This window comes from Mongoliibacter ruber, from assembly GCF_003003005.1.
Classification (GTDB): domain Bacteria; phylum Bacteroidota; class Bacteroidia; order Cytophagales; family Cyclobacteriaceae; genus Mongoliibacter; species Mongoliibacter ruber.
The window spans coordinates 85,843-98,373 of record NZ_PVTR01000009.1 but is presented as its reverse complement, the minus strand read 5'-3'; the positions used below and the strand labels follow the sequence as shown (position 1 = coordinate 98,373).

Annotated in this window: 9 protein-coding genes; 5 read left to right on the top strand and 4 right to left on the bottom strand. The window is 39.7% G+C overall.

Translation table 11 applies throughout. The annotated features are described in order from the left end of the window. Positions 1-18: 18 nt before the first annotated feature. The gene (locus CLW00_RS15320) at positions 19-1,062 is read right to left on the bottom strand and encodes an NHL repeat-containing protein (protein WP_106134572.1); all 1,044 of its coding nucleotides are present in this window, start codon (positions 1,060-1,062) and stop codon (positions 19-21) included. Positions 1,063-1,539: 477 nt separating this feature from the next. Here CLW00_RS15320 and CLW00_RS15315 point away from each other — a divergent pair, with 477 nt between their 5' ends. Further along, positions 1,540-2,559, top strand: a complete 1,020-nt coding sequence (locus CLW00_RS15315) for a hypothetical protein (protein ID WP_146131434.1) — start codon at positions 1,540-1,542, stop codon at positions 2,557-2,559. A gap of 323 nt (positions 2,560-2,882) precedes the next feature. Here CLW00_RS15315 and CLW00_RS15310 read toward each other — a convergent pair whose 3' ends face one another. Then, positions 2,883-3,581, bottom strand: a complete 699-nt coding sequence (locus tag CLW00_RS15310) for a hypothetical protein (RefSeq protein ID WP_106134570.1) — start codon at positions 3,579-3,581, stop codon at positions 2,883-2,885. Between the two features lie 242 nt (positions 3,582-3,823). On the opposite strand from CLW00_RS15310, the gene rpsA reads away from it, so the two are divergent. Continuing rightward, entirely contained in the window at positions 3,824-5,590 is a 1,767-nt protein-coding gene (gene rpsA / locus CLW00_RS15305) for a 30S ribosomal protein S1 (protein ID WP_106134569.1), read from the top strand. A gap of 720 nt (positions 5,591-6,310) precedes the next feature. Here the strand turns inward: rpsA and CLW00_RS15295 are convergent. Continuing rightward, positions 6,311-7,549: a hypothetical protein gene (locus tag CLW00_RS15295; RefSeq protein ID WP_146131433.1), complete on the bottom strand. Its 1,239-nt coding sequence runs from the start codon at positions 7,547-7,549 to the stop codon at positions 6,311-6,313. Positions 7,550-7,917: 368 nt separating this feature from the next. Here CLW00_RS15295 and CLW00_RS15290 point away from each other — a divergent pair, with 368 nt between their 5' ends. The 3 genes from CLW00_RS15290 to CLW00_RS15280 are packed head-to-tail and all read left to right on the top strand — an operon-like array spanning position 7,918 to position 10,290. Then, entirely contained in the window at positions 7,918-8,526 is a 609-nt protein-coding gene (locus CLW00_RS15290) for an outer membrane beta-barrel protein (protein WP_170073228.1), read from the top strand. Positions 8,527-8,528: 2 nt separating this feature from the next. Then, positions 8,529-9,830 carry a TolB family protein gene (locus tag CLW00_RS21415; protein WP_106134565.1) on the top strand — a complete coding sequence of 434 codons (1,302 nt, stop codon included), beginning with the start codon at positions 8,529-8,531 and terminating at the stop codon, positions 9,828-9,830. Positions 9,831-9,885: 55 nt separating this feature from the next. Then, entirely contained in the window at positions 9,886-10,290 is a 405-nt protein-coding gene (locus CLW00_RS15280) for a hypothetical protein (protein WP_106134564.1), read from the top strand. 22 nt (positions 10,291-10,312) lie between these two features. Here CLW00_RS15280 and CLW00_RS15275 read toward each other — a convergent pair whose 3' ends face one another. Continuing rightward, positions 10,313-12,529: a xanthine dehydrogenase family protein molybdopterin-binding subunit gene (locus tag CLW00_RS15275; RefSeq protein WP_106134563.1), complete on the bottom strand. Its 2,217-nt coding sequence runs from the start codon at positions 12,527-12,529 to the stop codon at positions 10,313-10,315. Between the last annotated feature and the right edge of the window lie 2 nt (positions 12,530-12,531).

Below are 12,531 nucleotides of genomic sequence, written 5' to 3'. Positions count from 1 at the left end.
AAACCAATTTAAGTTGCACTACACCCTTGTCAGTTTGATTGGGTAAGTTTGGGAAGCATTCCACTGGCAGACATAGATGTTTTCATCTTGATCTATACAGACATCATGACAATGTTTGAAAACAGGTTCTTTTTGGATCATCAATTGTAGCTCGCCGTCAATGTATTTTGGCGCAGTGCCTCCCGGGTTGGATACTACTCTATTGTTTTCATCAAGAATGGTGACGAATCCGGAATTGTCCATTTGCTCGAGGTATTTGGATCGGGACCAGCAAACTCCAGCATAAAGATTTTTGCCGTGGATAACAGGTCTGCACACAAATGCGCCTGGTAAAAAGAGTGTCTCTAAATATGCTCCTTCCATGGTAAATCTCTTGAAGGAATTGTGTCCACGTGAAGTACACAATAGGGTAGGAGTTCCTTCCTTTCGCTGATCTACAGCAATGCCATGCACCGTTTTGAATTGATCATCAGCATGTCCATCTCCGCCAAATTTTCGGATAAAGTTACCTTTAGCATCATGTTGCAGTACAAATTGAGACCCATAGCCATCAGTAATGTAAAGGTCTCCATTTGGAGCCACACAAGTTTCGGTTGGCACCCATGGCATTTTTTCCGAATAAATTCCTTTTTCAATAGGTGAAGGAATTTCGGTGATGATTTTACCTTTTAAATCAGTTTTGATTACCCTGCCTCCATTGTCCACGATCCACAGGAATTCTTCACCTCCTTCATTCACCAAACTCAATCCATGGGCTGCAGGTAAATTCAATGTCCATGAATCCAGTAATTTACCCGATTGGTCGTAGATGATGATGTTGTTTTTGGGTTCATCTGTCACCATAAGCAACCTTCCTTTTTGATCCATGACCATTTCATGACAGTTGACAACAGGAGTTTTGCTTGAATCCAAGTTTCCCCATGAGGTATCAACTTTGTATTTGAAATCACCATGTCCCAAAACGGTGTCATTTTCATTTAAAAAGGGGGAAGTGGGCTTGATGGTCATGGCTATTCCTGTCATTGTGGTGAGTTTGAGAAAATTTCTTCGGTCTATTGGCATAATTTCTTGTTAAGTCCAACACAGCAATCTAAATATAAAATATAACTCCAACATATACTTCAATGGGATAAATATGGCAATTAGGGTCTGGCTTTTTTAGGTCTCAACTCTTCAAAGAAGACATCATCATTGGGCACATTGAAATCCATGCCTGAGACTTGCTGCTTCTTGTTTATCAGGAAATGTAATGTTCCAAAATCAAACCATGCGTGTTTTTCGTCCAATTTGGTATATAATCTTTCAATTTATCAAATCCCTTGATTTTCGAAAAAGCATTGCCCTGATTTCAATAAATTTTTTTGCAAAAAATAAAGTGCTTGATGTTTCTAAGAGGCTTTGAGCCAGAGCTTTGGTGTTTTGAGCAGCTTTTTTAGAATGCCATCTCTCATTTTTTTTAAAGTAAATCTCAATTCCTCCAATCCAAAAATGTTTCAGAGCTCGTAACTAAGCCCATATAAGAACCAACTATTTTAAATAATGAAACGATTTACAAAATTAAACAGTATCGCAACTTTAGTAATGATGGCTTTTGCAGCCTTTGTTTTTTCATCCTGTAACGATGATGAAATGGAACCCATGCCGAGTATGCCTGGGATGGAGTCTTTCACCTATGCTTTCAATGAAGGACAATTATTAGGAAGTGCCGCTACAGCTTATGATGGTGATGGAGAAGGCGACCATCCAAGAAATTTGTCTGCCCAACTTGACATTGAAGAAATGGAAAATGGAATGGCAAGAGTAACAATTACCCTTGAAAATGGTATTGACGGACAGGAGTATCCTGTACATGCACATGATGCCGCAGACCCATCTACCACTCCTAATGGAACACCTTATAATGAAACGCCTAACGGAGACGTCTTCGCTGGAGGTATTACGGTATCTGGTAGCACAGGAAGTAGAACAGTAGAGTCAAATGTTGCTTATGATTTTCTAATCAATGAATATGAAGGCTTTTTGGTAGTACATGATCCAACTCAAGCGATCAGTACGACTGACTTGACCACGTATTTGATTTTGGGTGTATTTGCCCAAGACTTGTCAGAAGGAACTCCTACATTAAGGACAGCTGAATTTGATTATGCTTTCAATGAAGGACAGGTGCTTGACAATCCTGATATTGCGTATCAAGGTGAGCACCCAAGGGATTTGATGGCCAAAATCACTGTTGAAGAAATGATTGATGGTACAGCAAGAGTTACAGTCACTTTGGACAATACTTTGGATGGGGAAATGTATGCGGTTCATTCACATGACGCAGCTGATCCTGCCACTACTCCAAACGGAACACCTTACAATGAAACTCCAAATGGGGACATCTTTGCAGGTATGATTTCTGGAAATGGAGGAAGTGTTTCTGCAAGCAATGACTTGGAAATTTCTTTCAATGAGTTGACCAGAAATTATGAAGGCTTCTTTGTGGTACATGACCCAACTCAGGATTTGAGCACAACAGATCTAACAACGTATTTGATTTTGGGACTTTTCGCAAGGTAAATAAGCAGTTGTTCTGAATGTAGTGAAAGCCTGTCCCGCAGTATTGCGGAACAGGCTTTCACTTTTGACTGTGAGACTCTTCTCCCGTATAGCTATCTGGATCAGGGTGACGATCCCTACAAAATTGTCATTTCGAAATTAGATGACAGGAGATTCATAAAAAAAGCCTGATTGAAGTCAAACTTCGGTCAGGCTTTTTACTTTTTTCCAAAGAAAAAGGTCAACAGTAATGCTGACCTCTTAAGTGGAATTAATAGTTGGTTTAGTACTATAAGTTTCTATCAAAACAAGTACTGTGCCATTACCACCTTTATTTCTGAAAATTAATCCATATACAGCACTACCCCGATTCCAGGCTGTATCCAAGTGAGCATAGATCGGGTTGGTTCGTAGGAAAAATTCCCCCCACCTTGAGGTTCTGGTTCAAAAGTGGTGCTGTCTTTGAGTAAAAATTCAACCCTTCGGGATTCTTGGTAAACCAGCTTTACTTCGAAAAATCCACCCTCAGGATCTTTGAAGGGGATTTTGAAGCCACCACCAACACGGATAGCCCCTATCCAATTTGAGAAGTCCCTTTCTTCCTCAATTGGGTCTTCAAATCTGCTTTCCCGGATTTTATATCTGGTGTAGAGGTAATTGGTACCTCCCTGTACTTCTATAAAAGGTTTTGCTTTCCATTCTACCTCGGGTAGATACCTAAACACAGCCATCAAGGTCAGGAGGTTGTTGTTTCTTCTAAGTCTCAATTCATCCGAAAAGCCACTATATAGGTCTGTCCTTTTTTCCAACTTAGTCCCATATATCCCATAACCAACACTCAAACCAATATCGATGGGCAGGTTCCAGAATTCATAATAAATCACAGTATTAAGTTCAGGAAACAAGGTTCCAGCTGATGATTCTTGTAGCCCAGCTACCGGTATTCCAAGATTGGATTGGAATCCCAACCCCCAGTTTTGGGCGGATAAGGAATAGGAAATGATAAATGTGAAAAATAGGGAAATGGCTTTTTTAAGGCTCATATCTGTAGTTGTTTTGTTTTAAAGATACTTTGTATACGCAAATGATATACAATTTGTCAAATATAGCCCATTAGGTCTGGGATTTTTGGGCCTCAGAATGCTGTTTTTAATAAATATTTCTACCTTTGCAATCCGTTCGGGTGAACGGGGTCTCTGTGCTTGATTTTCAGGGACTTTATCATAAACCAAAAACCGCAATCCGATGACTCTAGGATTGATGGCAATAAGAGTCAATAAACATTATGTCAAATCAAAAAGATTTTAACTGGGACGATTTCGGCACCAAAGGTTTTGGTGAAGGCTATTCCAAAGAGAAAAAAGCTGAAATGGCGGCCATGTACGAAGGTACGCTAAATGAAATCACCGAAAAAGAAGTCATCAAAGGTACTGTAGTTGGTATCAATGACAAAGACGTGATCATCAACATTGGCTTCAAATCTGATGGATTGGTTCCTGTATCCGAATTCCGTGACCTTCCTGATCTTAAGATCGGTGATGAGGTTGAGCTTTTCATTGAAGAGCAAGAAAACTCCTTGGGTCAGTTGGTACTTTCCAGAAAGAAAGCCAGAATGGTACGTGCATGGCAAGACATCGAAGATGCGCTTGAGCATGACAACATCATAGAAGGTCTTGTAAAAAGAAGAACTAAAGGTGGTCTTATCGTAGATATCTACGGAGTGGAGGCTTTCTTGCCAGGTTCTCAGATCGATGTGAAGCCTATCAGAGATTTTGATATCTATGTAGGTAAGAAAATGGAAGTAAAAGTGGTGAAAATCAACCACTCTAACGATAACGTAGTAGTTTCTCATAAAGTCTTGATTGAAAAAGATCTTGAGAAGCAAAAAGCTGAAATACTTAACAACCTTGAAAAAGGTCAGGTTCTAGAAGGCGTGATCAAAAACATGACCAACTTCGGTGTATTCATCGATTTGGGTGGTGTAGATGGTCTATTGCACATCACTGATATTTCTTGGGGCAGAATCAACCATCCGGAAGAAGTACTTAACCTTGATGACAAAGTTCAGATTGTGGTACTTGATTTTGATGATGACAAGAAGAGAATTTCTTTGGGTATGAAGCAATTGACTGCTCATCCATGGGATGCACTTTCTGCTGATTTGGAAGTTGGTTCTAAAGTTAAAGGCAAGATTGTAAATGTAGCTGATTACGGTGCATTCTTGGAATTGGCTCCAGGTGTTGAAGGATTGATCCACGTATCTGAAATGAGCTGGTCACAGCACTTGAGAAACCCAGCTGACTTTGTTCAGGTAGGTGACGAAATCGAAGCTGTAGTATTGACCTTGGACAAGGACGAAAGAAAAATGTCTTTGGGTATCAAGCAATTGACAGAAGATCCTTGGACTAAAGGTGACATGTCTACCAAATATGCTGTAGGTACCAAGCACAAAGGTGTGGTAAGAAACTTGACTAACTTCGGCTTGTTCCTTGAATTGGAAGAAGGTATCGACGGTTTGGTACACGTTTCTGATCTTTCTTGGACCAAGAAAATCAAGCATCCATCTGAGTTTGTTAAAGTAGGTGATGAATTGGATGTTGCAGTTTTGGAACTTGACGTAGACAACAGAAGACTTGCTCTAGGACATAAGCAATTGGAAGAAAATCCTTGGGATACTTTCGAATCTGTGTTCCCTGTAGGTTCTGTTCACAAGTGTACTGTAGTGTCTAAAAATGACAAAGGAGCGGTACTTGAACTTCCATATGGATTGGAAGGATTTGCTACGAACAAGAATCTTGAGAAAGAAGACGGATCGTTCATTGAAGTAGGTGATTCATTGGAATTTAGGGTGACTGAATTCTCTAAGGATGACAAGAGAATCGTTCTTTCTCACACTGCAATGTTCAAAGAAGAAGCAAAAGCAGCTCCAGCTCCTAAGAAAGCAGCAGCTCCTAAGAAGAAAGCAGATAGTGCACCGGAAGAGAAATCTACACTTGGTGACTTGGACGCTTTAGCGGAGTTGAAGGAGAAAATGGAAGGTGGAAAGAAATAAGAAGCTAGAAGCTAGAAGCGAGATGCTAGGGTGTCTAGAATCTAGTGGATAGTTTTAGATTTCTTAATGAATATAGAGTGGCTGTCGGAAGGCAGCCACTTTTTTTATGTCTTTGGATGTGTCCTTTGAGGTTTCTGTAACTTCGGAGGGTTTGATTTTTCCTGGTTGATCTAAACGTATTTAGTTGGATAAATGGGTAAAACGACTAGATAAAACGCATTATTTAGCGCTATGAGTTAGTTAAATTGGACAATGAAATTGCTTTGCCTGTACTTTTTAGTATATGCTTTGTTTTACAGTTTACTGAGCCCTAGAGAGAAGAAACACGTAAGTGTAAGTGCTTTCTCTTTTGAAATTAGGCCTTCATTGAGCGTGAAGGTTATTGGAGGGGCAAATGTTGGCCAATGTAAGTTCCATGTCTGATCGATTCGTTTTTGACGATTATCCATGCAAAGATTTTAGTACTACAAGTGCCTCAGGAGTGATTTTAAATAAATTCTCCAAGAATCGAGGTACTCCTGATGCACAAGGATTTCTGCTGGATTGGCCCGGTTTTATAGATTGCAAATATAGTTCTGGCTGGATGGAAGGGTGTTTTGTTACCTGTATAGGTCTTGGGCCTTGAAAAAGACAAGTTGGAAGGTAAGCAGGTAACAATTGTACTATTCATCCAAATTTAGAAGGGAATTCCTGGAAGCGGAGGATTTGATCAAATTACTTTTAATTTGTTGCCACTTTTTTAATCCAGGTATATTCAAATTTTTTAAATGGGTCTGAGTGTTGAAATTTTTCCTTTAAAACATCACCGTAACTGTTGTCTCCTTTGATTGCAGTAATGTCCATTAAGATAAAATCAGAAAGGTTTTTGAATTCGGGCAATTCGTTAATTAAGTCATCATGGAAAGATTTGATGCTTAACTCGTTTCCTTCACCGTTTACTTCCCATTTTATTTCAATCCCATAATTGAAAAATTGAGAATAGGAAGCACGCCAACGGTTGTGGGAGAAATTAGTAGAAAAACGAAATGCAGTAATAGGGTTGGATTCAATCCCAATATTGTATCCTTCTGGCATCTGAATAGACTGGGGGGACTCTCCTATTTTGTGAAACCCTATACTTTCCAAAGCATTTTTCTCTGCCCAAACGCTGGTTTCGTATACTTCAAACTGATTAAGATAGCCTAATTTGATATACTCAGGCATGGGGTAGGGATTGTTTCCGATTTGATCAAAGTTGAGTACGAATTGATTCTGCCAGTCTCCCGCATCCTTTTTCAGATTGACGATTTTATAATTGAACCGTTGATAGTTTTTAGAGGGTATAGATACTTCTTTATCAAAACGGTTTAATTTAGAAAATTCATACGTAGAAACACTGAATTTTTCTGGTCTATTGAAAAACGTATAGCCAATTTCTCCGCTCATTGTTTTTGCAGTGAGCAGGTGTTCCACAGAGGAAGCAAAGTAAGCTGCCTGGGTATATATTGAGTTTGAGTTTGCAGTCCCATTGCGGGATACAATGCCATGGTCTGTAGATACCATGCAAGAACTCAATGTTAAATGATGGCTTACATACATAACGAATGAGCCATCACCAAGCAGGTGATCCTCCCTTTTGGTATTTCCCACTTCTATTTGTCTATCGTTTACATTACTATATGTCTCCAGGCCGATGATTTTTCTTCCTCCAACGAATTTACTTTTAAGTACAGTCAAGTGGTATTTTCGGTTTTTTTCCACCTCAAGACTAAGGGTGGAACCGTTACGAAAACTGGAAAAAGATATAGGAATGCCATCTTCGGTATGGGTCATAACAATGCCAGTCTCTGTGCCCACTAAAGTATTTGAGGACACTTTTAGCACAAGTAATTCTGTTTCCAATACACGATTTGGCTCTTCCATATCCGTACATGCACCAAAAATGAGCGGGATAAAAAGAAAAAGAAAAAGTTTTTTCATATAGTGTGTTTGAGTGAAATTTTTAGAAAAGCCAAAGTTTAAATTTTCATCCGAAAAAGTAAATATATTTTTCTGTTTAAGTAAGGGCGGGTTGGAAAATTTTTGATTCAAAGCCAAATCGCATTTCTTGGACAAGCCATAAAATCCTATATTCTGGCAGTCAAATATGATCGAAGCCAGATTTTTATAGGGATCCCATAAATGACTCGGTTAACTTTATTTTAGCAGGATTGATGCATTAAAAAAAAACCTAGAAAAATTTCTTGTTGCGTTTAGATTGATTCTTACGTCTTGTATAGTATATGCTTATATGTGAAAAAATTCTTGTTATTCATCAATCCTATTTCCACACAATTGGTAAAACTATCATGAACAAGCTGGGCGTTTCTATTTTGGTGTTACTGGTCTTTTTTGTGGTTCACACCTCACAAGCCCAAAATTCTTTCTACGGGAAAATATATTACGGTATTTCCGATGCTGCAATGCTAGCAAAGGAAGAGATGATTGGAGGAGGAATAATAGGGTATGATCCAGAGGGGTTTAGGGAGTACGGTTTTTTGGTAGGAAAAGAATTGGGTAAGAAATGGGCAATTGAGGCTGGATTAGGTTTTGCTGCAGCAGATATGAAATATAGACTTGGTCACAGTAACAAAATGCATTCTGTCCAGGAGTTGACCGTGCTTACTCCATTCGAAAGATTTCAAATGACTAGTATACCAGTTTTAATGCGTTATTCCATTTTTCCATTTTTGTATGTGAATGCGGGTCCTATGTTGGATATTCAGCGGTCAGGGAATTCTACCTATACCCAATCTGGATTGGGTTACCTTGTGGGAATCGCTGCCGAACATTATTTCAACAAAGTAGGTTTCTTTGTCCATCCCCATTTCAAAAGACATGCAACAATTCCCTTTGAATCCACAAACTACAACCTGAATGAATTTGGGTTACAATTTGGAATGGGATACAAGTTTTGATTATGAAAAATGGCCTCACATTTCTTCTTCTAACAGTCCTTTTATTAAGCTGCGAAAAGCAATGGGATGATCCCATTCCCGAGGGTGCAACTCTTAGCATACCACGGCTGATTGCCAATCTGAATGAAGAAGGGAAGATATTACTTGAATGGGACTTCCACAGAATATGTGAGAAATGGACCTGTGATCGTGTTATAGAAGGAAGTCGTTATGAGGTTTTTGTTAAGTATCCAGGGGAAAATGATTTTGTAAGTTTGGCGCGGATAGGTAGAAATGAAAATGAATATATGGTTCCGAATGCTGAATTTGGAAAGCCATATGAATTTTATATCACCTCACATCGTGCTGGCCAAGAAACGACTTCAAATACAGTGATGACTGTTCCCAATTCTTTTCCTGAATATGAAGCTATCATAGAAATGGAGAATTGGAATGCGATAAATTATCCAAAGGTAAATATCCAAGGTGATAAGGTAGCATATATTTCAAACTATCGATTGATCGAATCAGGCCCAGAATATGGTATTTCAAGTCTTTTTCTAAAAGACCTGACAACGGGCCACACTGAGATGATTAGAGAGCAATGTTATCATCCTCAGTGGTCAAGAGATGGAAGTCGGCTGGTATATGGTACCTCAGACGGGCTAAACCAAGTTGCTGAAGGATATACTCCAATTCACTTGGAAATCTATGATTTAGGGACTAAGGAAATCAGTCTGTTGAAAGACGGTTCTCATCACCATTATTTCCCAACTTTTGCTAAGGACGACCAATCGCTGTTATTTATGTCGGATTCTTTGGAAAGAAAAGTGTTTGGATTGTGGAGACTAAACAATGACGCTGATTCGGAAGTGCTTTTGCCGGAAATCAGACAATCATCTCAATTTTTAAGTTTGCGATATCATACAAGTATGGATGTTTCCTCATTTTCTGATTTGGTCTCGGTGGATATTCGACAAGAAGTTGATAACAGACAAATATTCAATATTTTCCGCATTGATCTTAACAATGGTCCTCAAATGTCAGACCTAGTGGTTTCTCCTTGGAATGATACTTCTTCTTCATTTTCACTTTTTCAGGAGAATTTGCTTGCATTTGTATCTGATAGATCCGGAAGAGGTCAGGTCTGGGTATTGAATATGTTAAGTGGAAAACTTAAGCAGGTTTCATTTCTAAAGGAGGATTTTCTCATTACTTCATATGGAAATATAATTAGTTGGGTAGATCAGGGACAAAGTCTTGCCTTTCCTGTTTCCAATCCAACAGGTGAGCGAAAACTAATTAAAATAAAAATTCCAAATTGAATAATTGGGTAGGGGTAAGTCTTTTACAACTGATATGGGAAATAAAATCTAAAACATGAAAAAATCGTTAGCAATTCTTATAATCGCAGTTTTTGTCTTTGGCTGTGTTGACGATGAATTAAAGGTAGATTTGGATGTGAACCAGGAATTAGCCTTTGAGGGCACTTTTCAAACTAGTGGCTCTGATGAGGATCTTTTTGAAGAGGTAGCCTTGAAAATATCAAATGGCTTTTATAAAACTACCACAAGTTTACCCTTTGGGTATGGAGCCGGCAAGCTAGAGGTTTCTGGAAATTCAATTAACTTTATTGATACTTTGTTTTTTCCCGTGCCCGCCTTATTTGGTCCTTCTTATGTTTTGAGTGGGGAACATCATTATGAATATAATGGCCAACAATTGAAAATTTGGCGCACCAAAAATGTAGGAAGTATAGAATATAATTTAAGAATAATGGAGTGAGTACTTGATTTTCCCTTATTATTCACACTTCGAAATACTCCCTTAAAGGTAATTTATATACCCTTTTACCCAATAGTGAAGACAAGGCATTAATGATGGCTGCTGCGACTGGCCCTTGCGCTGCTTCTCCGGCGCCAAGAGGTTTTTCTTCCGGTCGGTTGATGACATGGACTTTTACTTCAGGGGTTTGTTTGGTGCGCAGGATCGGATAGGAGTTCCAGTCTTTACTCAAAATCCCCCTTTCATCATATCTTACTTCTTCCAAAAGCGTCCAACTGGCAGACTGGATCATACCTCCTTCGGTTTGATTGATAAGTCCATCAGGGTTGATACATTGCCCGGCATCAATGACTCCTGTGAGTCTTCTTAAGTGGAATTCCTTTTTCTCATGATGGACTTCTACCTCTGCCAGCACGGCAAAGTAAGCTGCTGAGTTTTTGTACTTGGCAAAGGCTATTCCGTAACCCGTATTGCTTTGTTGGATTCGGTTATGATAATCGGTTTCCTTAGCCAGTTTGTCCAATACCGCTATTGCCCTTGGGTCATCCAGGTTGTTTTTTCTGAATTCAATTGGGTCTTCATCTGCCAGATTTGCCAATTCATCCATAAAAGATTCCAAAGCAAATATATTTCCATAAGCACCCAAACCTCTCAGGGCTGAAGTCCGGAGAGGCCCGTCATAATTGTATAATTGCAATCTTTTAGAGGATATGTTGTATAGAGGTGTGGCATTCCGGTAGGATCCTCCAGAAAACCCTCCTTTTTTGAACTCAAATGAGTTTTCTAAATGTCTGGCAGATATATAATGGCCGGCATTTCCATTCGGTCTTGTGCTATGGGTGTCGGACCAGATATGCGTATCCCAAGTGGTGATGAGTCCTTGACTGTCTATTCCTGCCTGTAACTCAATCCTCATGGCAGACCCATAAGGTTCCCACATGTGTTCATCCTCCCGCATCCACTGTAACCGGACTGGAGCGTCAGGGTAATGCTTGGCAATCAGTGCAGCCTCTGCCGATACATCATCTGCACCATTGTGCCCATAACATCCCGATCCTGGCATTCCTATGCACCTGATATTTTCTTTTTCTATGTCAAAAAGGTCAGATAAAGTAGCCTGAAGTGGATAGACGCCTTGAGTTGGTGACCATACCGTCAGCTGCCCTGACTCCCATTGCGCCACAGCACAGGAAGGGCCAGTGGAGCCGTGCATGTGATAAGGTCTTAAATAAGTTGCTTTGTGCTTTTTTGAAGATTGGTTGATCTTTTGAATAATACCTGGACTATCTTCAATTACCTGAGCTGCTTGAGCATTTTGCTTGAGGTCCTCAAAAAGATTTTTAGGTAGGACTTTTATTTCGGTTAATTCCCATTCAGCTGATTCCTTGAGCTGTTGCCAAGCATTTATGGCTTGGAATTCTCTGGTAGCAATGACTGCTAAAAAAGATCCGTCCCTAATTGTTTTAAGGACTCCTGGCATTTCGTGGACTGTTTGCAAATCAACATTCTTTAGCTTTGCTCCATAAGCAGGTGGATGGATTACCCTTGCGTGTACCATACCTGGAAGTCTGAGGTCATGGACAAAATGCGCTTCGCCCTTGACAAGCTTTTTGATGTCTTCTCTTGGTATTGCCTGGCCGATTAAACTGTGGTCTTTTGGAGACTTGATTGGGGCATTCCCACTTATTTTCGCTTCATAATAGGTTCCATCTAACAACTCCCAGTAACTGCTTTCTTGTCCATTTGGACCTGTTATCACACCATTTTTTACTGTCAGATGAGATTTTTCTGTGTTCCAGTTGGATGCTATGATATTTAGCAGAAAATCTCGGGCTTCAGCGGCTGCCTCTCTAATAGCTTTGCCACTCCCTTCCACTGAGTTACTGCCTGCTGTATATCCTTCATTGGCGGTCTGGCCAGTATCCCCATTTATGATGTGGCACTTTTCCATTTCAATATCCAACTCTTCGGCAGCAATCTGCATCAAGGTTGTTCTGATTCCCTGCCCTAGTTCTTGTTTACCTGTCAAAACCGTCAAATGTCCCTCTGCATCCAGCCTTATCCAAGAATCAATCAAGTCACGGTTGATATGTGCCCTTTCAGGAATTCCATCATAAGTATTGTATGAGACTTCATTTTCTGTGGTGCTGCAGGATGAGAAAGGAAATAAATTGAAGCCAATTATAAGGTGCCCTGTATTTTTCAGAAAATCACGCCTGTTGGTTTTAAAGATATCCATGC

Bases quoted from the DNA above. Each gene is read 5' to 3' on its own strand.
- CLW00_RS15320 (WP_106134572.1), bottom strand. From the start codon at position 1,062: ATGCCAATAGACCGAAGAAATTTTCTCAAACTCACCACAATGACAGGA.
- CLW00_RS15315 (WP_146131434.1), top strand. From the start codon at position 1,540: ATGAAACGATTTACAAAATTAAACAGTATCGCAACTTTAGTAATGATG.
- CLW00_RS15310 (WP_106134570.1), bottom strand. From the start codon at position 3,581: ATGAGCCTTAAAAAAGCCATTTCCCTATTTTTCACATTTATCATTTCC.
- rpsA (WP_106134569.1), top strand. From the start codon at position 3,824: ATGTCAAATCAAAAAGATTTTAACTGGGACGATTTCGGCACCAAAGGT.
- CLW00_RS15295 (WP_146131433.1), bottom strand. From the start codon at position 7,549: ATGAAAAAACTTTTTCTTTTTCTTTTTATCCCGCTCATTTTTGGTGCA.
- CLW00_RS15290 (WP_170073228.1), top strand. From the start codon at position 7,918: ATGAACAAGCTGGGCGTTTCTATTTTGGTGTTACTGGTCTTTTTTGTG.
- CLW00_RS21415 (WP_106134565.1), top strand. From the start codon at position 8,529: ATGAAAAATGGCCTCACATTTCTTCTTCTAACAGTCCTTTTATTAAGC.
- CLW00_RS15280 (WP_106134564.1), top strand. From the start codon at position 9,886: ATGAAAAAATCGTTAGCAATTCTTATAATCGCAGTTTTTGTCTTTGGC.
- CLW00_RS15275 (WP_106134563.1), bottom strand. From the start codon at position 12,529: ATGGATATCTTTAAAACCAACAGGCGTGATTTTCTGAAAAATACAGGG.